The sequence below is a fragment of the Acinetobacter sp. 10FS3-1 genome (genome assembly GCF_013343215.1).
Lineage (GTDB): Bacteria > Pseudomonadota > Gammaproteobacteria > Pseudomonadales > Moraxellaceae > Acinetobacter > Acinetobacter lwoffii_C.
The window spans coordinates 309,713-334,917 of sequence record NZ_CP039143.1 but is presented as its reverse complement, the minus strand read 5'-3'; the positions used below and the strand labels follow the sequence as shown (position 1 = coordinate 334,917).

General features: G+C 43.8%; 25 protein-coding genes. 9 read left to right on the top strand and 16 right to left on the bottom strand.

From position 1 onward, the window contains the following. The first annotated feature begins 5 nt into the window (after nt 1–5). From E5Y90_RS17370 to E5Y90_RS01525, 3 genes are all read left to right on the top strand, one after another. A complete protein-coding gene (locus E5Y90_RS17370; protein ID WP_201798519.1) occupies nt 6–1,103 on the top strand; it encodes an HNH endonuclease in 1,098 nt (365 codons plus the stop codon). A 133-nt stretch (nt 1,104–1,236) separates the two neighbouring features. Continuing rightward, complete coding sequence (locus E5Y90_RS01530; RefSeq protein WP_151205129.1) at nt 1,237–1,626, top strand: hypothetical protein; 390 nt, start codon at nt 1,237–1,239, stop codon at nt 1,624–1,626. 221 nt (nt 1,627–1,847) lie between these two features. Continuing rightward, a complete protein-coding gene (locus E5Y90_RS01525) occupies nt 1,848–2,327 on the top strand; it encodes a hypothetical protein (RefSeq protein WP_151205130.1) in 480 nt (159 codons plus the stop codon). A 70-nt stretch (nt 2,328–2,397) separates the two neighbouring features. Here E5Y90_RS01525 and E5Y90_RS01520 read toward each other — a convergent pair whose 3' ends face one another. From E5Y90_RS01520 to E5Y90_RS01510, 3 genes are all read right to left on the bottom strand, one after another. Beyond that, nucleotides 2,398–3,351 (bottom strand): 2-hydroxyacid dehydrogenase, encoded by a 954-nt coding sequence (locus E5Y90_RS01520; RefSeq protein WP_174659207.1) that lies wholly within the window; start codon nt 3,349–3,351, stop codon nt 2,398–2,400. A gap of 95 nt (nt 3,352–3,446) precedes the next feature. After that, nucleotides 3,447–3,638, bottom strand: a complete 192-nt coding sequence (locus E5Y90_RS01515; RefSeq protein WP_151205637.1) for a hypothetical protein — start codon at nt 3,636–3,638, stop codon at nt 3,447–3,449. 122 nt (nt 3,639–3,760) lie between these two features. Continuing rightward, the gene (locus E5Y90_RS01510) at nt 3,761–5,032 is read right to left on the bottom strand and encodes a hypothetical protein (RefSeq protein ID WP_174659206.1); all 1,272 of its coding nucleotides are present in this window, start codon (nt 5,030–5,032) and stop codon (nt 3,761–3,763) included. A 113-nt stretch (nt 5,033–5,145) separates the two neighbouring features. Here E5Y90_RS01510 and E5Y90_RS01505 point away from each other — a divergent pair, with 113 nt between their 5' ends. Both E5Y90_RS01505 and E5Y90_RS01500 read left to right on the top strand, forming a co-directional pair. Further along, entirely contained in the window at nt 5,146–5,922 is a 777-nt protein-coding gene (locus tag E5Y90_RS01505; RefSeq protein ID WP_174659205.1) for a class I SAM-dependent methyltransferase, read from the top strand. A gap of 15 nt (nt 5,923–5,937) precedes the next feature. After that, nucleotides 5,938–6,516, top strand: a complete 579-nt coding sequence (locus E5Y90_RS01500; RefSeq protein ID WP_151205667.1) for a hypothetical protein — start codon at nt 5,938–5,940, stop codon at nt 6,514–6,516. Nucleotides 6,517–6,588: 72 nt separating this feature from the next. Here the strand turns inward: E5Y90_RS01500 and E5Y90_RS01495 are convergent, their stop codons facing one another. Both E5Y90_RS01495 and E5Y90_RS01490 read right to left on the bottom strand, forming a co-directional pair. Continuing rightward, entirely contained in the window at nt 6,589–7,785 is a 1,197-nt protein-coding gene (locus tag E5Y90_RS01495; RefSeq protein ID WP_174659204.1) for a TIGR03862 family flavoprotein, read from the bottom strand. 5 nt (nt 7,786–7,790) lie between these two features. After that, on the bottom strand, nt 7,791–8,435 hold the full coding sequence (locus tag E5Y90_RS01490; RefSeq protein WP_174660536.1) for an SAM-dependent methyltransferase: 645 nt from the start codon (nt 8,433–8,435) through the stop codon (nt 7,791–7,793). 84 nt (nt 8,436–8,519) lie between these two features. Between E5Y90_RS01490 and E5Y90_RS01485 the strand changes: the two genes are divergently transcribed. Then, nucleotides 8,520–8,693: a DNA gyrase inhibitor YacG gene (locus E5Y90_RS01485; RefSeq protein WP_174659203.1), complete on the top strand. Its 174-nt coding sequence runs from the start codon at nt 8,520–8,522 to the stop codon at nt 8,691–8,693. Between the two features lie 396 nt (nt 8,694–9,089). Here the strand turns inward: E5Y90_RS01485 and E5Y90_RS01480 are convergent, their stop codons facing one another. The 5 genes from E5Y90_RS01480 to E5Y90_RS01460 form a co-directional block, all read right to left on the bottom strand. After that, entirely contained in the window at nt 9,090–9,734 is a 645-nt protein-coding gene (locus E5Y90_RS01480; RefSeq protein ID WP_174659202.1) for an MBL fold metallo-hydrolase, read from the bottom strand. 23 nt (nt 9,735–9,757) lie between these two features. Further along, nucleotides 9,758–10,771: a ferrochelatase gene (hemH, locus tag E5Y90_RS01475; protein WP_174659201.1), complete on the bottom strand. Its 1,014-nt coding sequence runs from the start codon at nt 10,769–10,771 to the stop codon at nt 9,758–9,760. A 65-nt stretch (nt 10,772–10,836) separates the two neighbouring features. Next, the gene (locus E5Y90_RS01470; RefSeq protein ID WP_174659200.1) at nt 10,837–11,865 is read right to left on the bottom strand and encodes a DUF4062 domain-containing protein; all 1,029 of its coding nucleotides are present in this window, start codon (nt 11,863–11,865) and stop codon (nt 10,837–10,839) included. 122 nt (nt 11,866–11,987) lie between these two features. Then, the gene (gene murI / locus E5Y90_RS01465) at nt 11,988–12,857 is read right to left on the bottom strand and encodes a glutamate racemase (protein WP_174659199.1); all 870 of its coding nucleotides are present in this window, start codon (nt 12,855–12,857) and stop codon (nt 11,988–11,990) included. 49 nt (nt 12,858–12,906) lie between these two features. Beyond that, nucleotides 12,907–13,518, bottom strand: coding sequence for a DUF1285 domain-containing protein (locus E5Y90_RS01460; protein WP_174659198.1), 612 nt, complete (start codon nt 13,516–13,518; stop codon nt 12,907–12,909). Nucleotides 13,519–13,704: 186 nt separating this feature from the next. On the opposite strand from E5Y90_RS01460, the gene E5Y90_RS01455 reads away from it, so the two are divergent. Continuing rightward, nucleotides 13,705–15,417, top strand: a complete 1,713-nt coding sequence (locus E5Y90_RS01455) for an electron transfer flavoprotein-ubiquinone oxidoreductase (protein ID WP_174659197.1) — start codon at nt 13,705–13,707, stop codon at nt 15,415–15,417. A gap of 154 nt (nt 15,418–15,571) precedes the next feature. Here E5Y90_RS01455 and E5Y90_RS01450 read toward each other — a convergent pair whose 3' ends face one another. The 4 genes from E5Y90_RS01450 to tusA form a co-directional block, all read right to left on the bottom strand. Then, nucleotides 15,572–16,522, bottom strand: a complete 951-nt coding sequence (locus E5Y90_RS01450) for a hypothetical protein (protein ID WP_174659196.1) — start codon at nt 16,520–16,522, stop codon at nt 15,572–15,574. 23 nt (nt 16,523–16,545) lie between these two features. Continuing rightward, nucleotides 16,546–18,078 carry a hypothetical protein gene (locus tag E5Y90_RS01445; RefSeq protein ID WP_174659195.1) on the bottom strand — a complete coding sequence of 511 codons (1,533 nt, stop codon included), beginning with the start codon at nt 18,076–18,078 and terminating at the stop codon, nt 16,546–16,548. Between the two features lie 9 nt (nt 18,079–18,087). Then, the gene (locus tag E5Y90_RS01440) at nt 18,088–20,904 is read right to left on the bottom strand and encodes a type VI secretion system Vgr family protein (protein WP_174659194.1); all 2,817 of its coding nucleotides are present in this window, start codon (nt 20,902–20,904) and stop codon (nt 18,088–18,090) included. A 249-nt stretch (nt 20,905–21,153) separates the two neighbouring features. Next, a complete protein-coding gene (tusA, locus tag E5Y90_RS01435; RefSeq protein WP_151204795.1) occupies nt 21,154–21,411 on the bottom strand; it encodes a sulfurtransferase TusA in 258 nt (85 codons plus the stop codon). Between the two features lie 201 nt (nt 21,412–21,612). On the opposite strand from tusA, the gene E5Y90_RS01430 reads away from it, so the two are divergent. After that, the gene (locus E5Y90_RS01430) at nt 21,613–22,452 is read left to right on the top strand and encodes an HlyC/CorC family transporter (protein WP_151204796.1); all 840 of its coding nucleotides are present in this window, start codon (nt 21,613–21,615) and stop codon (nt 22,450–22,452) included. After that, nucleotides 22,449–24,008, top strand: coding sequence for an apolipoprotein N-acyltransferase (lnt, locus tag E5Y90_RS01425; RefSeq protein WP_174659193.1), 1,560 nt, complete (start codon nt 22,449–22,451; stop codon nt 24,006–24,008). The genes E5Y90_RS01430 and lnt overlap by 4 nt, the downstream gene beginning before the upstream one ends. Nucleotides 24,009–24,065: 57 nt before the next feature. Here lnt and E5Y90_RS01420 read toward each other — a convergent pair whose 3' ends face one another. Together E5Y90_RS01420 and gspG are read right to left on the bottom strand one after the other, a co-directional pair. Further along, nucleotides 24,066–24,401, bottom strand: coding sequence for a hypothetical protein (locus E5Y90_RS01420; RefSeq protein WP_174659192.1), 336 nt, complete (start codon nt 24,399–24,401; stop codon nt 24,066–24,068). A 284-nt stretch (nt 24,402–24,685) separates the two neighbouring features. Beyond that, nucleotides 24,686–25,153: a type II secretion system major pseudopilin GspG gene (gspG, locus tag E5Y90_RS01415; protein WP_373688391.1), complete on the bottom strand. Its 468-nt coding sequence runs from the start codon at nt 25,151–25,153 to the stop codon at nt 24,686–24,688. Nucleotides 25,154–25,205 lie beyond the last annotated feature (52 nt).

Sequence of the window (25,205 nt, the reverse complement as noted above, 5' to 3'; positions counted from 1 at the left end):
GAAGTATGAACACATATTTATTCGCATGGAATCCGGATCGCTGGAATTGGCCAAATATTAAAGAAATGATCTCTCAAATTCCTGATAAAAAACCTATCCATAAGTGGAAAACTAATCGTAAACATAAGATTGGATATGGAGATAATTTCTTATTAGTAAAATTAGGCAATTTAGAAAAAAGTGATAAGGGAATAATCGGTTTTGGAAAAATTGTTTCTAATGTTTATAAAGATAAAGATGTTATTAAAAATATAGAACAAGTTAATTTTGTGGATCTTGAATTTGAAAAATTATCACTAAATCCTCTAATTTCATTAGAAGAGTTAGATAAGATTGATCCTAATATACATTGGACACCAGAAGGTAATGGAAATGCTATTCCAGCCTCGATTTTTCACAAAATTTTAAGTCAAATTAATAAAGAAAATAGCTCAATCTTATTTGAAAAGAAAATCTACTTTCCAATTATTGCCGAGACAATAGACTCCTTATTGATACAGCGGGAATCAGTACATCAAGATAAAATTGTTAAAGTATTGATAGATCAATATAATTCGACCTTTGAAAAAATATCAAAAAATTCTGGTAAGCCTATTTCATCTATTGCTGAAGATATGGTGAATTATTTTTCAAAGGAATTGCTTCAAAACTCAGAAATAGTTTCAGAGTGGCATGATAAGTATAAATTAAAACAAATTAATACTAATGAAAGTTTAAGTTATTCCTTAGCCTTCAATCCGTTTCAAGATGAAATTATTTCGAACGATACTGTCTATAAAGAAGGTAGTATTAAACAGATCACTATTAATGCTTATGAACGAAACCCCGAGGCTCGTAAAAAGTGCTTAAAACATTGGAAATATAAATGCCAATGTTGTGGTTTTGACTTTGAAAAGACTTACGGTGAAATTGGAAAAAACTTTATTCATGTTCATCATAAAAAACCTCTTTCCGAAATAAGAGAAGAATATGAGTTAGATCCAATAAATGATTTAATACCTGTCTGTGCAAATTGCCATGCTATGATTCATCGTAAAATTCCAGCTTATGAAATTGAAGAAATTAAATTTTTTTTAGAGCAAAATAAATCTAAAGAGCTGTAATAGACATATTTTTTTTCATAGAGAAAAGTATATTGAATACTTTTCTCTTTCATTTGCAGATAGCAAAACATATAGGCATTTCACTTTATATTCCCTATACTCAACTCAACAACACTCAACAAGAAAGAATCATATGAAATTTAAAGCTCTTATTTTGACGGGTCTTGCGAGTATTGCTCTTACAGCGTGTACATCTGCACCCAAAGTTCCGCAGCTTGAAGTTGGCGTCTTACAGGAAGTACAAAACCTCGACGTATCTCCTGAAACCACCAACAATCAGGCAAAACTGACCAAATTCCTCGATAAGTGTGTGATTGAATTTACAGGCGATATTGAAAATAACCGCATTATTGAACAATGGTCATTTAAAGGCATGACCTTGATGGATGCCGGTTCGGCAACTTTCCAGCGCGACGGCACCAGCACCGCGCAAAAATTCAATCTGCATGACGCAGGTGTACAAAAGAACTTTGTCACCTTAAGAGAACATTTCGCGAAAGATGCCCTGAGCCAATGTGAGTAAATGGATGGCCCTATTTTGATAAAAAAATAGGGCTATTTCTTTAAGCCGCCTAAAATTTAAAATTATTTCTTCCTCTTTTTTCTTTAGTATAAAAATGACAATGCTTTGGATCTCTCTATTTTAATATCTTCTTCACAGGATATTCATTGTTTTCAACCCTTCATCCGCTACACTAAAAACAAACTCAGACCATTCTTAGACAAATTCGAGGTCGCTCCATAATGAATATCAAAACTCCTCTTCTTTTAAGCGCAGCTTTAATGCTGTCTATACCGGCATTTGCACAGACCACGACTCAGCCCGCTAAACCGGTTAAACCCTATGGTGAAAACCCGAACCTGTTGCATGTGTTTGCCTATAAAGCGCAGGAAGGCGTAATCCATACTGCCGAAAAAGTCGGTGAAGTGACTGAAAAAGGTATTGCCAAAATTAAGCCGGGGGTCGATCGTGCCTGGGACAATACCAAGAGCGTAACCTCTGATACGGTACAAAAAGTAGATCAGGGCGCCCAGCAGGCTGCTCAACAGGCCAATCAAAAAATTCAGCAAACTAAAGAGGTGTGGGGTGGCAATCCTCAACAGCCTGCACCCATTCAACAGCAACCTTTAAGCCAGTCGTCAACAGTGACCGAAAGTCCAACTATGCCACAAGCTCAACCGCAGGCAGGCGCAGCCACCAGTTATGCGGTGACTGATCTATAAAAAAAGCCCCTCATGGGCTTTTTACATCTTGTGTAGCAGGAAAATTTTAGCTGCACACAAATGGCGAGAATCAATTCACCTGCCGAATCGGCTGGCCCTGTTTAAAGGCTTCGACATTTTCCAGCAACTGGTCCACGATTCGCTGACGTGCATCCACACTGCCCCAGGCATTATGTGGCGTCACAATCAGGTTCGGAATTGAAGCATCAAGCAGGACATTGCCCTCTTTAGGCGGTTCAACCGAGAGCACATCGGTCGCTGCACCTGCAATCTTGCCTTCACGCAAGGCCTGTGCCAGTGCCTGTTCATCCACAATGCCGCCGCGTGCACAGTTCAGCAAAAATGCACCGGGCTTCATCGCATCCAGCTCAGCATGACTGATTAAATGATGAGTATCTTCAGTGAGCGGACAATGCAGACTGAGGAAATCTACCTGTGGCAAAAGCGCTGCAAATGGAATACGCGATTCATCCGCAGGACGACCAGGCAAGGCAGCAATCCGGATCTGCATGCCAAAGGCTTCGGCCAGTCGGGCGACCGCCTGGCCCAATTCACCATAACCTACAATTCCAAGCGTTTTTCCAGCCAGCTCAACAATCGGTGCATCCAGCAAACAGAACTGGGTAGATTTTTGCCATTCTCCCTGCTGTATCGCACGCTGATAGCTTAAAAATGAAGTGGCCAGATTCAGCATCAACATTAAGGTATGCTGTGCCACAGCCGAGGTTCCATACGCCTGACAGTTACATACCACAATACCGCGTGCCCTGGCCTCAGCCAGATCAACATTATTGGTGCCAGTGGCTGAAATCAGAATGAGTTTAAGCTGGGGACACTGCCGGATCGTCTCGGCATTGATGACCACCTTATTGGTGATGATCACTTCGGCATCGGCCACACGTTCCAGCAGCACATCGGCAGAAGTCAGCGGATAAAGGGTCAGTGCATCAAAAGCGGCCCGAAGAGCCTGCATATCCAGATCTTGCTTATCTAAGGATGTATAGTCCAGAAAAACGCCGTTCATATAAATTCCCTTGTTCCTGTTCGACAATAACCTCATGATTTAACCGCTATTGGCATACAAAGCAAGTTAGTGCTGGCGTTTCACTGCCTGTTTTTTTAGTCGAGCGGCTTATCGATATAATTACGCAAGGAAGTCCGCATTTTGCACATCACATAAATCGCCAGAATAATCACAAAAATAATAGATGCACTGAATAAAATAACTTTAGGATGCACACTTTCTGCATAGGCCAGATTTGGCAGCATCACAGTCAGGATCAAACCAATCTTCATCGGCATAGACTGCATTCTGTATCCCCTCTTTCTGTTTTCAGCTTCGGGAGTGGCAAGCCCCCCTAGCCTGCCACCTAAATACATCTTAAGCCACCTTAGCTTTATGTCAAATATTTGTTTTAGATTAACTTTTTTGGTTAATCCAGCTCATTTTTAGTCACAAACTGCACATTCTTGTCACTTGAATCGACAAAGCTGGCTGCGCCATATTCATTGGTACTCAGATTAAGCTGTTTATAGCTGAAGATATAAAAGTCTTCATAGCGCTTCATTAAAATCGGATGCATACCCAGACTGAGCGTATCCTGTTCCTTGACCAGTTTCATGATATGCCGGTCATTCATCACCACCAGATAGCGCTCATCATTCAGGCTAATCGTTAACAAGCCGTTGCCTTTGGCATAAATCGGAATCAGGAATTTATGGTTCAGTGCAATCGCGCCATCCGCATAGCTCTCAATTTTATTACTGATCACATTAAACACCAGCCCATGACCATAAGCATCCAGCAATAGCTGACGGTTTTCCTGCGGCAGATTCAAATGAATCCCCAGTTTCAGCAGATCCTGCTGATCTACCTGTTTATTGCTGAGTAATTCCCGCAAAATGACCTGTTTCTGGGCCGCATCAAAAAACTGGGTATCCAGCAGCAGATCGTTATTTTTTAAAATGCGTCCCAGGGCCTGACGATGGCGCGGCAGGATATTTTCGATCACCTTACGATAATAGAACTTGCTGTTTTTCTTGACCTTGCGCATTTTCTGGTAAAAATAGCTGGCATCATAATCCCGTACCAAAAAGTCATAGAGCAACTCGGAACTGGCCAGCACAGCGATGGCATCATGGCCGGTAAAAGGCAAATGCAAGACATGGTGCTGCGGAATGACCGCCTGCAATTTCAGATAATGGGCACGGTCTTCGGCGCAATAAGGATCGTAGATAATAATATATTCACGCGCTGCACTGACATCTTCTACTTCAATCCGCATGCCCTGATTAAGCTCCGGCTGATAGAACATGTTATAACGGCGATCTTCGACATCTTGAGGATCAATCGAATATTGTGGCACCATGGCCACCACGCGCTGTACATCTAAGGCATTGGAATATTTGATTGCCGCATAGCCGCCCATCGAGCCGCCATAGGCAATCCTCTGCTGAAAAGGTGCAATCAGCTCGGCAATAGCCTGCAACATGTTCCACATGGAACCTTGTGGAAACCAGGATTTATGCTTAGGCATAATACCGAGTACATTAAATTCAAATTTTGCCAAGGATTTCTCGGCATTGATACTCAAGCCCTTCGCACGGGTAATCAAATCTCCAAATGAAAAAATCAATTCTGAAGATGATCCCGGCATAAAAACCGCACGTATATGCTCATCTTCAAAAACAATCTGCTTATCCATAACTTTCCCGTGCTGGTTAATCGAACCCTTCGGCAACAATTCAGTCAATGAATGCGGCCGAAAAAGTGAATATGCTATTTTATAACGATGAAAAAGATTAAAAAGCGCAAAATATGACACAATCATTACATCCTGCAGCGCAACAGGGGTTTAGTGCAGCGGCCGAGCTTTATCAGCAGGTCCGGCCTGACTATCCGGCAGATCTCAGCCACTGGCTGGCCGCCACCCTGTCTTTGCCAGAGGATGCGCATCTTTTAGATCTCGGCAGTGGGACGGGAAAATTTATCCCATCCTTACGCCCGCTCGGCAGCCGGATCACAGCGATTGATCCTGTGCCGGAAATGCTAAACCAACTGCAACAGGCCCATCCAGATATTCACACCCTGGAAGGTCTGAGCCATCAGCTTCCCTTGCCGGATCATAGCGTGAATGCCGTGTTTTGTGCACAGTCATTTCACTGGTTTGCCCACCTGGATACTTTAAAAGACATTTATCGGGTACTTAAACCGCAGGGTTATCTGGTTCTGGTCTGGAACCAGCATGATATTGAGATAGACTGGGTAAAAGCTCTCGCAGATTATATCGCACCCCTGGAAGGCAAGACGCCACGTTTTCATCATGGCCAATGGCAGGAGGTATTTAAACAACAAACCTTATTCCAGCCGTATGCAGAAACACATATGCAGCACGTGCAGCATGGTCCTGTGGAACAGGTGGTGTCCAAGCGTCTGCTATCGACCAGTTTTATTGCAGCGATGCCAGAAACACAGCGGCAGCAGCTTAAACAAAAATTTGAACAGATGATTGAACAATATACGACCAAACAAGCCCACGATCTGATAGATTTTCCCTATCGGACTTATGTATATGTATTTCAGCGAAGTGACTAAAAATGGGATTTGATCATGAATAAAATGCAATGGATGACACGCACTGTGCTTTTGAGCAGTGCCATATTTCTCATGGCCTGTGATCAGAAAAATACAGAAAATACTGAGCCGAGTCCAGATTCATCTGCCTCAGAACAGGTAATGAAAGAACTGCAAACCGATCCGGTCAAAGCCTTCCCCCAAACGGCTGATGATCCTCATGACATTGCTGTATTAACGGACTATGAGCTACGCTTTCAGGAAATGAGTGCGGATCTGGAAGCAGAAATGAACCAGATGCGCAAAGACGAAAATCTGACTGAAGAATTTATCCAGCAACGTCAGCGTGACCATATTCGTTCTGCCCTGAACATGCTCAAGGCTCTGGAGCTTAAAACTGAACAGGGCCGTTATATTCAGGGCTTGATGTATCAATACTGGGAACATCAGGAACAGCTACTGAAGCGTTCAGAACGTCAGGCCAGCACCGTCACTGAAGCCAGCAAGAATGTACAGGGACTGGGTAAATATCTGCATGCTCAGGAACAGTTAGAACATTGGCGCTTGCAGTATCCTCAAAATACGCAACCCCCAGCAAAAAGCACCCAGAAATAAACCATTTTTCATCTTTACAGGAAGCCGGGGATTTGAGCCGTTTCTGGTCTGATTTAGCTATTCAGCCCGGCTTTAATTCGACAGAAACTGATGCACTCCTTCTCCGGCTGCACGGCCTGTGGCAAAACAGGCGGTCAGTAAATAGCCGCCAGTCGGTGCATCCCAATCCAGCATCTCGCCGCAAAAAAATACCTGCGGATTGGATTTAAGTTGCAGCTGTTCCGAAAGCGCTTCACGCTTCACTCCGCCTGCACAGCTGATTGCTTCTTCAATTGGCCGAAAGCCACTTAAAGTGATAGACAGCTGTTTGATTTTTTGGGCCAATTGGTCTGCATCCTGCCAGATGGATTTCGCCACCAGTTCTCGCACTAGGGCGGCTTTTGCTCCTTCCAGACCCGCTTTACGCCAGACATTGGCCAGAGACTGTTTTTTGCCGGGTTGCAGTTTTTTGGCCAGCTGCTCTACCGTTTGATCCGGAAATAAATCCAGCTCAAGCAGCATCGGCTGGCCAGCCTTTAATTGCTCACGCAGCCCCCGGCCCTGTTTATAGATCAGTCCACTTTCCAGACCATAGTGACTAATAACGATATCGCCAGTGCTTTTATCTCCCTGCCCTACCCAAGCCGCCACACACTTCAGCGGCTGCCCGAACACAGGCTGCATAAACTGGGACCAGACATACTCCACCCCGGCATTACTCGGCTGAAATGGCTCCACTTCTTCAGCTGCTAACCAGCTTTGCCATGCTCCATCACTGCCCAGCTGCGACCACGAGACTGCCCCGCAGGCCAGAATAATCGCATCGAACGCTTCGGTCCGGCTTTGCTTAGTCTTCATATCCTGAAGTTGCAGGTATTGCTGCTGTACCTGTTCCACCTGATGCCGATAATGAAACTGAATACCTTGCTCGGTCAGGCGCTGTAACCAGGCACGCAGTAGCGGTGCAGCCTTCATTTCGGTGGGAAAGACCCGGCCTGAGGAGCCAATATAAGGTTCAATCCCCAAATTTTTCATCCAGTTCTGAATCCACGCAGCATCCCATTGTCTTAGCCACGGCGCCAGCCAGTCGGCCTGATCATAACGCAGAATAAACTGCTCAATAGGTTCAGCATGGGAAATATTCAGCCCCGTTTTTCCTGCCATTAAAAACTTGCGCGCTGCCGAAGGTTTTTGCTCATATACATGCACCTCATAATGCCACTGGCTTAATACTTCAGCCGCCATCAATCCAGCCGGACCTGCACCGACAATTGCAATACGCTGGCTCATGCAAATTATTCCATCACTTGAGCGTTCTGGCCTTGCAGAGGCTGAAACTTGTCAAAGCGGGTGATATAACCTTCTGGTTTACGAATGATTAACTGCTGACACAGCTCCCCCCGCTCCAAATATTTAATTTCAAAATGTGTACGCGCCGAATCCTGAGCAATCACTTCTTTTTTAAATGGCAAGTGCCAGACTTGCACTAACTGTTGTTCTGCTTCCGCAATATATTCCGGAATATTACTGGCCAAAGTGATCATACCGCCGCTTTTTAAACGGGATAACAAGAATTCAAAAAATGGCATATTTAACCAGCGCTGTGCCGGATTATGCGGCTCCGGATTGGGATATAAAATAAAACACTGTTCCACTTGCTGTGGATAAAGGGCATGTACAATCCACGGTAGCGCATCGGCATGAACCGGTTGCAGATTGGCCTGACCTTCAAGCGCGTGCTGTTTTTGCATGGCCAGAAATTTTTCCCGGGTTCGTTCAATCGCAATCAATTGACTCTGCGGATGTGTCCGGCTAAAGAGTAAAGCATGTTTTCCCTTGCCCGCTCCGATTTCAAGACAAATCGGCTCAGGACTGATACTTTGAAAATTACGAGGCGCATGCATACGCTGTGCTTGAAATTGACGAATCGGCATAATCAGATCAAACTAATAAAAACCGCATCAGTCTACCAACTGCGGCTATATTTGCCTAATCGAAGCTGCATATTTATCGGGAGTTTAACCATGTCTACCAGTTTAAAATGTCCACGTTGTGGCAAACTCACCACTTGGGAAAATAATGAATTCCGTCCCTTTTGTTCAGAGCGCTGCAAAATGATTGATCTGGGGGCATGGGCCAATGAAGACTATAAACTGCCCACCCAAGATGCGCCTCAAGCCGATGCTCCAGAAGACTAAAACCGGAGAAAGTCTGCTTTTTTTCCTTATCCCTAGATAGAAATATAGCTGGCATACTCATATAAACCTGATCAAGTTAAGCGAAAATTACACGCAAGTTAACCATATTGATCGCCTAATCACATTCCTACTCTGAACTTAACCATTACATTATTTTTAGAGCATTCATATGGGCTATATCCTCTTAAAAGCTGTTTTTATGGGGATGTTTTTCTCGGCCCTTCTTTGCCTGAGTATTGGAATTTTTCAGCAAGCTGTTCTGTTTATTGTGGTAGGCTTTTTATTTGCCTTTCTAAGCGGGTTCTTGCCTATGCAAGCCCGTCAGCTTCCTAACAATCCTTTTTCCAGATAAAAAAACCAGCGAATGCTGGTCTTTTTAACAATTAGCCTGCTATCTCAACCCGCCTTTCCCGCCACAAAAGGGTTATGCTGTTTTTCAAAACCAATGCTACTTATGGGCCCATGCCCCGAAATAAAGCGAGTGTCATCAGGTAAGCTAAAACATTCTCGTTGAATCGAGTCCAGTAATTGCTGATGATCGCCTCGTGGAAAGTCCGTGCGACCGATTGAACCCTTAAAGAGCACATCACCGGTCCATAACAAGCCATGATTCTGGTTATAGAACATGACATGGCCCGGGGTATGACCTGGTGCAAAGCGTACTTCAAACTCCTCATCACCCAGTTGCAAGACTTCCCCACCTTCCAGCCATTGGGTCACCTCGACTTTTTCAGGAATCGGAAAGCCATAACGTGCAGAAACTTCCTGAATCATGTCAAGCCAGAATGCGTCTTCACGATGCGGGCCTATAACCGGAATATTCCATTTTTTTTGTAGGGCACCTACTGCACCGGCATGATCCAGATGACCATGTGTGAGCCACAGGGCTTTGACCGTTACACCCAGTGCTTCCACCTCAGCTATCAGCTTTTCCGGCTCCCCTCCTGCATCGATCAAAATGGCTTCTTGAGTGTCCGTATCCCAAAGTATCGAACAGTTTTGCTGAAAGGCCGTTACAGGAACAATTTTGACTTGTAGCATAGAACGAAATACCTCGAGATATTTTAATGGGCGAGAGTTTGAGTCAACGCCTCAAGATTAGCTTCTAACAATGTATTGAGCAATTGCAAATGATCTTCACGATTATTCAGCGCTGGAATATAGCTATACTGCCCACCACCTAGCGAGCTAAACAGCTCGGCGTTCTGGATGGCCAGTTCTTCCAGGGTTTCCAGACAATCTGCTGAAAAAGCCGGACTCATGACCTGCACGGATTTCACCCCTTGTCTGGCCCACTCTTCAATCAGTACATCGGTATAGGGCTTGACCCATTCCTGCTTGCCAAAACGCGACTGAAAGCTGATCGCATATTGATCTTCAGTCAAGCCCAGTTCCTGCGCAACCAGATGACCGGTAATCCGGCAACGATCGGCATAGGGATCGCCTTTATCTGCATAAGGCTGTGGAATACCATGAAAAGACATCAATAACTTTTCTGCTTGTCCATGTACTGCCTGATAATCCCGCACACTTTGCGCTAAAGAGCGAATAAAAAGTGGGTGTTGATAATAGTCCCGAATCATCGAGATACCTGGCAGATTACGCTGTTTGGGAATCCAGTTCGCTATCGCATCATACAATGGCGCAGTCGATGTCGCCGAATACTGGGGAAATAAGGGAAACAGAATAATATGGTCTTGGGGCTGGGCCGATAACTGATGGAGCACATCTTGAATATTTGGATTGCCATAAGTCATGGCTGGTACCACATTCAGCTCAAACTGTGGGTAACGCGCGGCCAGCTGGGCTTTTACAGCCTCGACCTGCTGCAACAGAATCTCACGCATGGGAGAATCCTGCTGCCAGACCTGCGCATAAGCATGAGAAACACGCTTGGGACGAAAAGGCAGAATGAATAAACGCAAAATGATTTGCCAAATTGGTTTGGGAATTTCAATCACGCGCTGATCAGACAAAAACTGTTTCAGGAAACGGCGTACCGCTGGCACGGTCGGTTCATCTGGCGTGCCTAAATTTGCCAATATAATCGAGACTTTAGGTTTGGCTGTAGAAAACATTCAGTGCATCCGTCATGGTATCAACCCGCTTACTTTAACAGCTTTTGCCTTATTCTCTATATAGATTAGTAGGCTGACTTATATGGAAAAGTACGATCTTTACCCAATAACTGACTGTCCAGAAGTTTACGTGCTTTTGGGGTCACCTGCCAAAGCAGACGCTGGCGATCATCACGACCCGAAGGAATAATCCAGTCATTCTGGCGCATTTGCATTTTTATGCTATGCAGCGCACGGATATTGATTTGGGCGCGAGCCACCGCATGTGCACGCGGCATTTCTGCGTGGGCATCTTCCAGTCCGGTTTCATTTAAATATTCATTCATGCGTTTGGAAAAAAATTCTTCAGGCGTCGGATTGATAAAAGTCGAGCCCAAGATCTGCAGTAATTGTGCCCAGGTCAATTTCTTCTGGACCTTCAATTCTTTAAAGTTGCCATCCTGATAGGCATGCATACGATATTCAAAAGAAAGTAGCTCATGCATGGAGACTTTAGGCAGGCTCAGAAATGGATCAATCTCGCGTGTTCCCATTTCCTGCTCCAGTTGCGCCAGTCTGGTCTTCAACTGGTCAATTTCATCATGCAAGGCTTGGGTATTTTGCGGACGCACCCAGCCCGCTACCGGATAATGCTCCAGAATTTGTGACATGTTCAGACGTACCGCCATTTCCAGATCACGCAGGCTGCGATACCTAAACACCTGATCTGCTTCATTTTGGAGTAACTGACGAAATTCCTTAAATTTTTCTTTTAATTCCGGCTTGCTATCATGCAGATCAGGATCACGTGAGTCCGGGTCCTCATGCATAAAGACAATTATAGGCTTCTGTTTCGCGACCGCATAAATATATTCCAAGTGCATATAGCCCACACCGGAAACCGATTGCTCCCCATATTGGCTGCCCAGCAGGATCACGACATAATCACAGTCATCAATCTGGCGGCGTGCAAATGCCGTATTGAGCGGAGTACGCTGTTCCAGTCCCCAGGAAAAGAACCCCATACCCACCAGTGTTTGAGACAAAATAATCCGCTCTGGCCGCATGTCTGCCCCAGAAGTGGAAATGAATACCTGATAGCGTTTATCGAGCATGGGTTATCCTCTTCTACCGCATAGGCACAAAAAAGCTTTCGCATTTGCAGCCTATGACTCCCCCAGTATTAAAAAATACTTTTCCAAATTTATAGAAATAATTTTTACTGCGCCGGTTGGAATCAAGTATCCATATTGCTAAGTTGCCAGCTGAGGTCAGCCGGAATCAGGCGCTGTAAAACAGGTTGGAGCTGGTCAGCATTCTGCCCACTCACAACCAGTCTAATTTTCAAGTTTTGCTGATCACCATGCTCAAATAGTAACCCATTTTTAATCAAAATACGGGCGGTTTGTCTCGCTACTGCCAATCCTGAGTCAATTAGTGTCAGCTTATGACCAAAAATATACTGAATTGAGGGTTTTAGGAAGGGGTAATGTGTACATCCTAAGACTAAATAATCGGCGCCTTGATCGACAACAGGCTGTAAAATCTGTTTTAAAGTTTCCAGACAGGCCGCACTTCGCTGCTCTCCTGCTTCTACAAAAGGAACCAGCTTCAGACTGGTTACTGGCAGGACACGAACCTGCGCAGGCTCGGCAAACCGGGTTATAACTTCTTTAATCAGTTGACCGCGAAATGTGGCAGGCGTGGCCAGAACAGCAACAGTTTTGGAGCGGGTATTGAGCACAGCAGGTTTCAAAGCAGGCACTAAACCAATTATCGGAAAGTTTTCCCCATAGTAATCACGTAAATAATCCAGACTGAAAGCCGATGCCGTATTACAGGCCACCACTACAACTTTACAGCCCTGACGATACAGCCAGTCCACAGCCTTGGCAGTCAGGTTGCGAATTTCCTGATCATCCCGTGCTCCATAAGGCACATGTGCAGTATCGGCATAATAAATAAAACGCTCATTCGGTAGATAACGGGCGATTTCTACAGCGACTGACAAGCCGCCAACACCCGAATCAAAAATACCAATCGGTGCATCTGCACTCGCTTCGGGCATGGGATGAAGAACTGAAGAAACTGGTTGAATGGCGCTCATAAGGGATAATGGATTGATGTGTCAAAATACCTGAAGCAAAGCTTAAACCTCAGGTACTCAAATGCAAGTCTAAATCACCACTTTTTAAGCTTAAAACGGTTTCACCGGCAGCATTTTCACTGAGCTCTCCCATTTCCACCAGATGTAAAAAGGCAGCACGCTGGATCAGGGCATTGATTCCAAAACGGACATGCACATAAGGACGCAGTTCGCCCTGATATTCCCGCATGAATACCGGGTGCGCTTGATCCACAATTATCAGGTCCTGGGTCGTGGTGCTCAACTGCAGATAGGTTTTGCCTTCAATCTCGACCTGATCGACCTGATTGACAAATAAAGGCTCGTCCTCTACTGCAATTTCAATCATTTCCACCGGCGTTTTTAGATAGAATTTATCGTTTTCTTTCCAGAGCACCGTTGCAAACAGGTCAATCATCGGCTGACGCTTGATCAATTGACCTTCGTGCCACCATTCGCCGTTGGCCAAAACCTTGAGATCCATTGCGCCACAATGCTTTGGCTGCCACTGCTCCAGAGGGGGGATTGACCTTTTGTGACTGCCCTGTGCATCTTTTAAGTATTGTGCGATGTCCATTAAGTTTTTATCATCACGATCAGTTAATTTTTTCGTCGGATTCGTGTTTGGCATTGGCTTATCCATAAAAGAAGACCTTAATGACGGAAAAATAATATGTTTCAGCCAATTGGCTAAAACTGGGTTTAAAACTATACTAGCCCAGATTATGAAAGACACTAGCATTTTTGTGTCTAGGAATTCAGAACACTCATGGCAGCACCCAATCAGCTGATTATGGTTGCCACCGAATAGACATATGAGGAGTCCTACATGGAACACATCGAACGTGAATCGATGGAGTTTGACGTAGTCATCGTAGGTGCAGGCCCTGCGGGTCTTTCTGCGGCAATTAAAATCCGTCAACTTGCAATTGAAAACAACTTGAACGATCTGTCCGTTTGTGTCGTAGAGAAAGGCTCCGAAGTCGGTGCCCACATCCTGTCCGGTGCAATTATCGAACCTCGTGCCATCAATGAACTCTTCCCTGACTGGAAAGAACAGGGAGCGCCTCTTCATGTGCCCGTCACTGAAGACAAGACGTTCTTCCTGCTGTCTGAAACCACCTCCAAACAGGCTCCGCACTGGATGGTGCCAAAAACCATGCATAATGATGGCAACTATGTCATTTCCCTCGGCAACGTGGTGCGCTGGTTAGGCCAGAAAGCCGAAGAGCTGGAAGTCTCCATTTTCCCGGGCTTTGCAGCTGCTGAAATTCTCTACCATGAAGATGGTACGGTGAAAGGTATTCAAACCGGTGATATGGGCATTGGCAAAGATGGCGAACCGACGCATAACTTCACCCCGGGCTATGAGCTGCATGCCAAATACACCATCTTTGCTGAAGGCTGCCGTGGCCATTTAGGTAAACGCCTGATTCAAAAATTCAATCTGGATAAAGATGCTGATCCACAGCACTACGGGATCGGGATTAAAGAACTCTGGGAAATTGATCCGGCCAAACATAAGCCAGGTCTGGTGATGCACGGGGCCGGCTGGCCTTTAAATGAAACCGGTTCTTCAGGCGGCTGGTGGTTATACCATGCTGAAAACAATCAGGTAACTTTGGGCATGATCGTGGATCTGTCCTATACCAATCCGCACATGTATCCATTTATGGAAATGCAGCGCTGGAAAACCCATCCTTTAATCAAACAGTATCTGGAAGGTGGCAAGCGGATTTCTTATGGTGCACGAGCTGTGACCAAGGGTGGTTTTAACTCGCTGCCTAAATTCACTTTCCCGGGTGGCTCTTTAATCGGTGATGATGCAGGTTTCCTGAACTTTGCCAAGATCAAAGGCTCACATACGGCAATGAAATCTGGCATGCTTTGCGGTGAAGCGGTATTTGAAGCAATCCAGGCCGGTGTAGAAAAAGGTGGTGATCTTGCAGTTGCCCGTGTGAGCGAAGGTGAAGATTTCTTCATCAAAGAGCTGACTGCCTATATCGAGAAGTTCAACAACAGCTGGCTGAAAGAAGAACTCTACAATGCGCGTAACTTTGGCCCGGCAATGCACAAGTTCGGTCAATGGATGGGGGGCGCCTTTAACTTTATCGACCAGAACGTGTTTAAAGTACCCTTCACTTTACATGACCTGGTGCCAGACTTTAAGACGTTGAAAACTGTTGATGCAGTGAACTTCAAGCCGAACTATCCAAAACCGGATGGCAAGCTGACGTTTGACCGTCTGTCTTCAGTGTTTGTATCGAATACCGTGCATGAAGAAAACCAGCCTGCGCATTTAAAGCTGACCGATGCTTCAATTCCGGTAGAAGTGAACCTGCCGAAATGGGATGAGCCAGCTCAACGCTACTGCCCGGCGGGTGTGTATGAAATTATGGAAAATGATGATGGTTCAAAACGCTTCCAGATTAATGCAGCCAACTGTGTACACTGCAAGACCTGTGACATTAAAGATCCATCCCAGAATATCACCTGGGTAACACCGGAAGGTGGCGGTGGTCCGAATTATCCGAATATGTAATGTTAGGGTAATTCTTGCGAAGCAGTGCTTCTCATATCAAAATATGTAATTTGATATGAATTAAAATAAACCCGCTCAAAAGCGGGTTTATTTTAATAGGATATTTTAAATACCTAAATATTTTTAGATTTAAACAAGTTACGATTGTTTTATTTTAGCCAATTAAATCTTTATTTGTTGCTTCTAAATACCAAATTGTTTCGCCCCAATCACTTTCTAATTTAGGGAAAATATCTCCCTCTGTAAAATACCGTGAATTAGACTGATTTGCGGGACTCCACCAATAGCCTGTTTTCGGACATTTTTGGCCTGCTAAAGCTTTTAAATTTTCTATAACAATAGACTCTACTGTACCCCCTTGATCTGAAATTCTTTCTATTAAAGTCCAAGAGGTTTCAAAATATAATTTTTCTCTAGTTTCCTTATTTCTACATGCATATCTAGGCGCAAAACCATTATCATCTTCTTTACTACTTGCCAGGAATATCAATTTATTATCATGTTCATTGCATACATAAACCCCTGTTTTATTTATTTTTTCTTTAGATCTAACTATATTTCTTGGATCTAAACGATAAATAGGATAAGAACCTGGCAACTTTATATTTATTCCATTAAATATTTCTGCCTTTGGAAACTCATTATTAAGAAACCCTTTATCCCAATATGTTGGATATGTTTTTTCAATAATTAAAGCATATTTTTTCGAAATTAAGTAATAATCCCAACATTGTTTAACTTTGTTATGAGGTAAATTATTCATCCAATAGAAAGAAAACTCACTAAGACCTTTATCATTTGATCGAATTTCTGCCGCACAATCAAGATATGTAAAATCGCCTGATTTAATTTTTGTATAAGCAATATCAATACGATCCATCGTATTTCTTAGATTTGGCAATACTGTTTCTCCCCAATTAATATCTGCCTGCTCTGAAAAAGGTAAGGTTCTCAGGTCATAAGGCAAATTATGAATATAAAGCTCAAATAATCCCTCTAATCCTGTTAAAAAATTATGATAATTATTTCTCATTATTTCAAAAAAATCTAAAGAACTAAATTCTTCCAATAAATAGACTTCTTTAGGATGGACGCTATTATTCATATTAAAAACCTAGAATTTATATATTATTTTGATTTATTTTCCGAACGAGGAGCCAAAGTATAATCTCCTAATCGTGTTTCTAAAGCTGGCACACCTACAATTGAAAAATCACCAATTATTGTATCTGTACCATACCCCCATCCAGTTAATTTACGTTTACTTAAGCCGGAAGGGATCAAATTTTTAGGATCCAAGACTATTTGTATTCCCCCACCTTTTAAATAAAACTCACCTCGCTGTTGAGAGGCTGCTGGACCTTCCCAACCATACAGTTTCTGACCTTTTGGAACAGTATACTCAAGATATTCCCCATTACTATTCCAGCTTGCCCAAACTGCAAACTTATCTCTCCATTCCTCACGGCTTTTCAATTTATCAAACTCAGATTTTCTCATCCAACAGATACTATTATCCAAACTCCCAGGTGCGACTACACGTACTAGTACATCGCCTTCTTTAAAAACTTCAGCTTCAATCATATCTTCAGCAAAAGTATTATATTTTCCTTGGAGAGGATGAGAATAGCCGCTTTTTAAGGCTAACTGGGTATCTCCTAAGCTGGGATGCAAAGGAGTATTTGCTGTTTTAGGGTCTTGGCTTGCAGGCTCAAAAGGTAATTCTTCACCTTTAATTTTTTTATGCACCCAATTAGGTTTCCTTTGTCTAAAAGCATCTAACTCTTCATCGTCTGATACTCTTCTAAATTGGGTTAAATTTTTAATATTAGTTTTTGCTTTATACGCATGGTCTGCTTCTTTATCTATTCGAGCAGCTAACTTTTCTAAAAAATCTTGAACAGGTTTTAAAAACTCACCCAATTTTTGGTTAGCAACTTGACGCACATCCAATACATCCTGTAACATTTTTCGAGCTTTCTGTCCAATAATTTGGCTACCGTATTTATCAATAAAGTTAACTGTTTGCCTTAAATATCCAATTAATTTATCAAATACTTCAAGCAATGCTTGTTTGGTTAATTTAGTTTTAATTTCTCTAAGTTTTTCAGCTGTTGCTTTATAAATATTGGTAATCTTGGCATCTTTTAAAGCTTTTTTTACTGCGGGACGTGCTAAAAATTTATTTAATTCAGTAATCCCACTTTCAATAGATGGTTCAGCTAACTTATAAATATTAGTGCCAGTTAACTGTACTAATTTTGCTCCTGGTCTCATCATAAATCTACGTATAGGAGCCAAAAGTACTTTAAATATGCCCTTAAATAAGGAACCTAGTACAGGAAATAATCCAATAAGGGTTAATATCAGCCCGATCCATGCCCATGGGTTATTTAAATCGTCTTTAATTTTTTTAGCATTTGCACATAAGTCACGTATATCACAGATCTGATCTACAAATGGAATCATAGAGATCACAGTACCGGTAACAATCTGAGCAGTACTCTGCTCTTCAGCAAAATCCCCTTGAATCACAACCCAAAGCCAGTCTGCAATATCAGTTAAAGTTTCTTGTCCCTTTTTTATTGCTTTATTCACAGGAGCAGCTATAGCTGCCATTGCATTTAATAATTCTTGTCTCGAAGGTAAAAAATCTGCCATTTTTATCACTTATTCTTCTATTTTATCGAGTCGATCTAATACCAGATCATAAGTATCCCAAGGTTTATCTATTATCTCAGCCTGCTCATATTCCACTCTAATCGCCTTTTCAGGTACATTATTATGATGAGCTTTACCCTGATCATCGAGTTGACCTTCAATGATTTGATTACCTTCAAAAAATATTTTATAATCTACGCTAGAAAATGGCTGATTATCAGCATCCAAATGCTCTAAAGCAATCCAGTTCTGATTTTTAAAGCTAGGTAAAGCTGGCAAGGAAGTATTTACCTGACTTCCATTAACGAATAAATGCTGCCCCGCCTTTACCTCAAACTTGCCACCCGTTGTTGACAAAATTCCCGCACTACTGATTTCAATCTGTGACCCGCCCGCGGTTAGTACAATCTTTTTGGCTGCAGTAATTTCGATCTGATCTTCAGTAGAGATAATTTTGACGCCTTTACGCGCAATAATGTCCATCTCATTATTCTGCGCCTGTAGTTCAACTTTACCTTTTGCCGCATACGCTCTTACACCTTCTTGAGCGGCAAATAAACTTATTTTTGAAGCGGCATGGCCAATAATCTTTTTCTGCGAACTCAGGTTAATACTGTCTGCTGCCTGATGGCTGATCTGACCATCTGCAGATAAATGAATATCCTGCTGGGCACTCAGCGCAATGGATTGTGGGGCTGACAGAATCATAATCGCCTGTTTAAAGGCAGCTGCTTTGTCTTGATCCTTTTGTTCAATTTGCTCAATAAAGCTTTTTAAATTCTCAAAGATTTCAAGCGGATCAGTTTGCTGATTTTTAGCCACCTCACTTAGAGCTTGACTCGCCTGCAGACCTGATTCCAGCTGGTTTTTTGCCGGTTCAGCATTCATATGTGAGCCATCTGCAGCTTGCTGTTTATGAGTCGAGATCAATAAACCTTCACCGGCACGAATTGCGCCCCATTGGTCAGTACGCAATTCAAAGCCTTCACCCCGTCCTTCACTTTCAGCCTGTTGTTTCGGATGACTCAAGTTGCCCAGATTGAGCTGACTGGCTGCATGACTGCTCTGCAACTGTGCGCTGATCTGCCCGGTGGTATCGTCAAAACGTAGCTGGTTAAAACCTTGCCCCTGCACTTCTTGTGAACGAATACCACTGAGTTTTTTAGTCTCTGGTAGCTGTCCTTTCTGATCAAATCTGGTCGCTGAACGTTGACCTTCATGAATTCGGCCTACTACAAAAGGCCGGTCAATATTGCCATCAAAAAAGTCAATCACCACAATTTCACCAATGCGTGGTAAAAAACGGACCCCATAACCTTCACCTGCCCACGGGGTCAGAACATCCACCCAGGCTGAATCGGTATCGCTGTCATTACTACCTGCGCCACTGTCATGGGCATGGTCATCCGAACGGGTAAATAGAAAACGGATTTTGATTCGCCCCCATTTATCGACATGAATTTCCTCCCCTGCTGGCCCGACGACTTTTGCCCGCTGCAGATAGGCCTGGGGTCGATGCAATATAGGTTGATATTCAGGCACGACGGGAATATTGCGACGTTGCAAGACTAACTGATTGGCCTGCCGCTCATCAGCATCCTTAACTGCTGTCACCTGCCAGTGGCTTTGCTGGATTAACGCACTGACCTGTGCATTCAGGTCTTTCGGCAAATTATTCTGGTTATAGAAGTGCTTGGAGATGATTAAAAATTCTTTATCTGCCGCCTCATGCTGGTCAATTTCAGGATGCTGATCGAGTCTGAACCAGTAACCGACCTGAGCATCGCGTACCGTCGATGTCGCTAGAAATTGCTTGGCCTGTGCAGCATAAAAATGTTGTAAGTTCTGGTTGACCTTCTCGATTTGTGCAGCTGAGGCTGGGGTGGCCTGATCTTCCTGCTGAAGGTCGGTCACCCATGCTGGACTAATATGCCAGGCTTGTTCCAGTCCCAGACTGGCATTGTTCTGCATCTGGCTATGCTGATGCTTGCTTTGTACTGAACCGGCGCCTTCTTCCTGACTCAGGCGATCGGCATGCCAGCGCTGGATATGGACAGCGGTTGGCTGTAACTGCCGTTCGGCAATAAAGCTGGTAATGCTGTCTACCTGCTCTGTCGCACTGGAACGATGAAAACGGACTGCCCGGCGACGTAATGCCTGATAGTGGCGATTGTCATCAATCAGTCTGAGCTTTTGCGCTGCAATCGGTGCAGAAGAATGCACGACCATCAGCTCAGACTCATCAATCAGCCAGTTAATCCCTTCACTGCGCCATAAACGGGTTAAAAAATCATAGTCGGTTTCATTCGACTGCATGCTAAAAGGACGCACATCATAAGTCTGCTGTAAACCGGATAAATCTAGCTTAAGTGCCGCGGCAAATAGTGGACTTTTACTCTGCCATTCTTTAAAGATAACTTCAGTAATCTCACGGACATTTTTGTCCATAAATACGCGGCTATTACGGCGTTTATGCCAGAGCGAGGTTGCATCTTCTAGAGTCAGTTTATAAAGTGTTAAGGCTCCATCACTCTGCCCCTGAGCAGCCTGGGTGATAATCCCGGAACTGCGAAACAGTTGCCCCTGATCTATCACCTGATCGACGGCGACCTGTGTGCCTATAAACTTTTTTAGCGGAATCAAGGCATTGGTAGATAGACAGATGAGCTCAACCTTCACGCCCCGATTCAGAACATGCTGACCATCAATGCGTTGCAGGAAAACTTCTGTATTGAGTTGCGGATGAGAAAATTGAACATGTAAAGCACGTTTCTGCGCACTTAAACCCAATTGTTTAAGTACCTGAGCAATAGAAATTCTTATCATTTTTAATTTTTATGACTATTTTTTCGGCATTATAATGAATTTAATTGATTAAGCCTAGCCTGTTTTATCTGACCTGTTTATTTGCTTTCCTTATGAGTTGAGCTTGAAAGTAAAAAATTTTTATTTAATTCTTCTTGTTTTAGTTCAAGCAGGTTTTCTATTTTAAATGCAGAGGGTTTACACAGCCGTAGAACCTGTATGTACTTAAATAGAAAAGGCAAATGATCAAGTTCATCTGCCTAAACCCAATTAGCCTTTCTTCACCAGATAATGAAATTCTTTATTGCCATTTTCATCTAAACGCTCTTCCTGCAACAACAATTCATGCCCCAGATGCATACAGAACTTTGGAATATCCCAAGACGTTGAATTATCCGTTGCAAAAACTTCAATCACATCACCGGCTTTGGATTTACGGATCGCCTGATGCAGCATCATTACCGGCTCGGGACAGCGCAGACCTCGGGTATTTAATTGCAAACTAGGCGTCATTTCAGCTTCAGACATGGGCAGACTCAGGAGTTTAAAATCGGGCTATTTTAGCATAAAGTGACTCAGGCATTGCAGCATCCGGTTTTAGTCGGACAGTGAAATACTTGTTGACCCATCTGATCAGGATTTTACAGCACAATTACAATAGACAAGTGTATTTTCTGCGGTATGATAAAATCACGTTTTTTTAGATATTAAGAGTCTTTAGGAAAGATCATGCACGAGGAATCAGGCCCGTCGTGGGGTATGCGCGGCTTACGTAAATGGCTGGGAACTGCACCCGAAACTCGCGACGAACTGCTAAAACTAGTACAAGATTCACGTCGATTTTTAGAACCCGATACTGTTGCCATGCTTGAAGGCGTTCTTGATCTGCCTGCAACCAAAGTTCGCGAGGTCATGACGCCGAGAACATCCATGATCAGCTTGCAAGAAGATGATGAGTTGCTGGATATTCTGCATGTTCTGGTGGAGTCCGCACACTCACGTTTCCCGGTCTTTTCATCGGATCAGCCGGATAATGTGGTGGGTATTCTGCTGGCCAAGGATTTATTGCCGTTTTTGACCGAGCCATCTGCAAAAGTGGATATCCGTGCGTTGATGCGCCAGCCGCTGTTTGTACCAGAAAGTGCGCGTTCGGATCAGCTTCTGCGCATGCTGAAAAATACCCAGACTCATATTGCCATCGTCATCGACGAATATGGCACCACCTCTGGTCTGGTGACCCTAGAAGATATTCTGGAAGAAATTGTCGGCGAAATTGAAGATGAGCATGACAATGCGGATGAAGAATCACAATATATCGTACCAGATCAAGATCCAGCGACCGCCAACACCTGGATTGTTCAGGCTCTGACCCCGATCGAGTATTTTAATACGATGCTGGATACCCAGTTCTCAGATGATGAAGTGGAAACCATGGGCGGATTATTGCTACAGGAAATTGGTCTGGTAAGTGATCTGGAAGGTCAGGTGATTGAACTGGATAACTGGCAATTTACCATTCTTGCAGCAGATTCCCGTTCTATTCATCTGATTCGAGCAGTACGCCAATGAGAGCGTCTTTTGACAAGTTAGTGCATACTTCATCGCCACAAAAACCATTACCTCTGATTTATCCATTATTGATTGCCCTGTTTGCAGGAGCCATATTCAGCTTAGCATTGGCACCTTATCATTACTGGTGGCTGGCCATTTTGTCACCGGCACTGCTCTATGCCTGTGTACGCGGACGTAGTGCCAAACAAGCATTCGGTATCGGCTGGGCTTATGGAATCGGCCTCTGGTTTGTGGGAGCGTTCTGGCTATATACCTCTATCCATGTCTATGGTGATACCAGCGCGGTTATGAGTCTAGTCATGATCCTGATCATGGCCATGGTCATGGGTTTATTTACAGCGGTTCAGACCTTTGTTTATCGCCGTTTTTTCCCGGAAACCCCGCTCACGTTTGCCCCATTGTGGGTACTTTTTGAATGGGCAAAAACCTGGGTATTTACCGGTTTTCCGTGGCTCTTTGTCGGCTATGCCTTTACCGAGCGTTATCTGGATGCCTATGCGCCATTATTTGGGGTATTCGGGGTGTCGTTTGTGGTCATCGTTCTGGCATGTGCGCTGGTCGAAATTCTAAACAAACGCTTTTTCTGGGCTATTCCTTCAGCCATCTTGTTATTGGGTGCATGGGGCGCAGCACAATTGAGCTTTGTCGAGCAAAAAAATCAGAAGCCTTTAACGGTTTCCCTGATTCAAGGCAATATTCCTCAGGATCTGAAATGGTTAACCGAATACCAGGTTAAAACCCTGCTGATCTATGCCAATCTGAGCAAAACCGAATGGGGACGTGACCTGATTGTCTGGCCTGAGTCCTCAATTCCCATGTTCCAGACCGATATTCAGGAATTTTTAGAGTCCATGAAAGTACAGGCAGAAAAGTCAGGTACAGCATGGATTACTGGAATCCCGTACTGGGATCTGGAAGAGTCCAAGACAGCAGGCTATCCAAAATACTATAACAGTATTATGGCCACAGGTGACGAGTCTAGCGGGCTTTATAAGAAACAGCGTCTGGTGCCGTTTGGTGAATATATCCCCCTCTCCGGCTGGTTAAGCTGGGTTTTGCCTGGCCTGCAAAATGACCCGTCTATGAGTGGTTTCTCACGTGGTGCTGATAACCAGCAGCCGCTGAATGTGAAAAATCAGCATCTGGGTTCGGCTATCTGTTATGAAGTGGCTTATCCCAATTTAACCCGTCGTAATGCCAGCCAGAGCGATTTTCTGGTCACTGTTTCAAATGATGCCTGGTTTACCGGCACAGCAGGCCCATTGCAGCATTTACAGATGGTACAAATGCGGGCCAAAGAAAATGGCCGCTGGTTTATTCGCGCCACCAATACCGGGGTAACCGCGTTTATTGATCACAAGGGGCATATTGTGAAAAAAGCCCCGATGGATCAGGAAGCCATATTACGGGGTGAACTTCCAGCCATGCAGGGCCAAACCCTGTATACGAAACTCAGCGATTGGCCTGTCATGATCTTCTCAGCTCTGCTATTGCTAGTCGGCTGGCGTTTCCGTCCGCGTAAGGTAGATGTCAGCTTCAAGTCGAGACGGTAATTGAAATGAGAAAACAAAAAACCGGGACCTATAGTCCCGGTTTTTTCATTTCAGTATTTAGAGTTGAGTCGCCAAATAAGAGATCATACTGGCCAGAGTGAGCATCGGTACATGACGATAAATGTAAACTACTGCCTGTTCAAATGCTGAGCTTTGCTCGGCCTGAATGCGAATAACACTCGCATTTAATGCTGACCAGAAACAGAGAGCCATTAAACTGCTCATCACACTGATGGCAAAGAAAGCCACCATAATCTGGCTGCTACCTTCGGTGTTCTGCCATAAATGAACGATTCCCTGACTGACCGGCAACATGCTTAAAACCAGAAGAACAGATTTCAGCATCAACCAGTGAAATTGGTTGATTTCATCTTTCAAGATAAATGCTTTCATATGTTTCTCCGTTGGCGAGTCAGGTGCCTTTCAGAGCATTATGAGCTTTTTCAAATAAATAGAAAGTGTAGCTTTATTCATATCTTACGAGAATTGTAATAGATAAACATGGGAATAATTCTTATTATAACTCGCATATCGTTTCTATTATTTAATTTATATAATTTTCAAAAGCTTATATTATATTTTATAATTAATACCTATTATCACTTCACTGAATACAAAAATAAGCGATAAAGTGAAGTGATATATTCCATTCAGTGAGAATTTATAATGATTCTCGATTAAGGCTGATAATAAATATCGCTATCCGTTCCATCCCCACCGGCCTGACCATCTGCCCCAAATGAGTACAGATCAAAAGCACGGCCCTCGGTTCCCGGCATCACATATTGCAGTTCATTTTCCCAACTGTCTTTTGGATAGCCCCCTTTAACATAACCGCCCGGTAGCCAGTTTTTTGCAGTTGCCGGCTGATTCACCAGAGCATCCAGCCCCCCGTCCTGCATACTTGGATATTTACCATTATCGAGCTTATATTGATCCAGTGCACCTGCAATACTTTGCAGTTTGATGACGGTGGTATCGACCTTGGCTTTTTCACCCCGCCCCATCACATTCGGTACAATCAGTGCTGCCAGCACTCCCAGAATCACAATCACCACCATGACTTCAATCAGGGTAAAACCTGCAGCCCTCTTCATTCGCATCGTATTTGGAATACCTCGACTCTGGTTCAGATTCCTTTTCATTTAATCTCTCGCATGTGTTTATATCGTTCAGAATATTCGGCTTCAGGTCAAG

Coding starts and splice junctions, on each gene's coding strand:
- E5Y90_RS17370 (WP_201798519.1), top strand. CDS start 6: ATGAACACATATTTATTCGCATGGAATCCGGATCGCTGGAATTGGCCA.
- E5Y90_RS01530 (WP_151205129.1), top strand. CDS start 1,237: ATGAAATTTAAAGCTCTTATTTTGACGGGTCTTGCGAGTATTGCTCTT.
- E5Y90_RS01525 (WP_151205130.1), top strand. CDS start 1,848: ATGAATATCAAAACTCCTCTTCTTTTAAGCGCAGCTTTAATGCTGTCT.
- E5Y90_RS01520 (WP_174659207.1), bottom strand. CDS start 3,351: ATGAACGGCGTTTTTCTGGACTATACATCCTTAGATAAGCAAGATCTG.
- E5Y90_RS01515 (WP_151205637.1), bottom strand. CDS start 3,638: ATGCAGTCTATGCCGATGAAGATTGGTTTGATCCTGACTGTGATGCTG.
- E5Y90_RS01510 (WP_174659206.1), bottom strand. CDS start 5,032: ATGGATAAGCAGATTGTTTTTGAAGATGAGCATATACGTGCGGTTTTT.
- E5Y90_RS01505 (WP_174659205.1), top strand. CDS start 5,146: ATGACACAATCATTACATCCTGCAGCGCAACAGGGGTTTAGTGCAGCG.
- E5Y90_RS01500 (WP_151205667.1), top strand. CDS start 5,938: ATGAATAAAATGCAATGGATGACACGCACTGTGCTTTTGAGCAGTGCC.
- E5Y90_RS01495 (WP_174659204.1), bottom strand. CDS start 7,785: ATGAGCCAGCGTATTGCAATTGTCGGTGCAGGTCCGGCTGGATTGATG.
- E5Y90_RS01485 (WP_174659203.1), top strand. CDS start 8,520: ATGTCTACCAGTTTAAAATGTCCACGTTGTGGCAAACTCACCACTTGG.
- E5Y90_RS01480 (WP_174659202.1), bottom strand. CDS start 9,734: ATGCTACAAGTCAAAATTGTTCCTGTAACGGCCTTTCAGCAAAACTGT.
- hemH (WP_174659201.1), bottom strand. CDS start 10,771: ATGTTTTCTACAGCCAAACCTAAAGTCTCGATTATATTGGCAAATTTA.
- E5Y90_RS01470 (WP_174659200.1), bottom strand. CDS start 11,865: ATGCTCGATAAACGCTATCAGGTATTCATTTCCACTTCTGGGGCAGAC.
- murI (WP_174659199.1), bottom strand. CDS start 12,857: ATGAGCGCCATTCAACCAGTTTCTTCAGTTCTTCATCCCATGCCCGAA.
- E5Y90_RS01460 (WP_174659198.1), bottom strand. CDS start 13,518: ATGGATAAGCCAATGCCAAACACGAATCCGACGAAAAAATTAACTGAT.
- E5Y90_RS01455 (WP_174659197.1), top strand. CDS start 13,705: ATGGAACACATCGAACGTGAATCGATGGAGTTTGACGTAGTCATCGTA.
- E5Y90_RS01450 (WP_174659196.1), bottom strand. CDS start 16,522: ATGAATAATAGCGTCCATCCTAAAGAAGTCTATTTATTGGAAGAATTT.
- E5Y90_RS01445 (WP_174659195.1), bottom strand. CDS start 18,078: ATGGCAGATTTTTTACCTTCGAGACAAGAATTATTAAATGCAATGGCA.
- E5Y90_RS01440 (WP_174659194.1), bottom strand. CDS start 20,904: ATGATAAGAATTTCTATTGCTCAGGTACTTAAACAATTGGGTTTAAGT.
- tusA (WP_151204795.1), bottom strand. CDS start 21,411: ATGTCTGAAGCTGAAATGACGCCTAGTTTGCAATTAAATACCCGAGGT.
- E5Y90_RS01430 (WP_151204796.1), top strand. CDS start 21,613: ATGCACGAGGAATCAGGCCCGTCGTGGGGTATGCGCGGCTTACGTAAA.
- lnt (WP_174659193.1), top strand. CDS start 22,449: ATGAGAGCGTCTTTTGACAAGTTAGTGCATACTTCATCGCCACAAAAA.
- E5Y90_RS01420 (WP_174659192.1), bottom strand. CDS start 24,401: ATGAAAGCATTTATCTTGAAAGATGAAATCAACCAATTTCACTGGTTG.
- gspG (WP_373688391.1), bottom strand. CDS start 25,153: ATGAAAAGGAATCTGAACCAGAGTCGAGGTATTCCAAATACGATGCGA.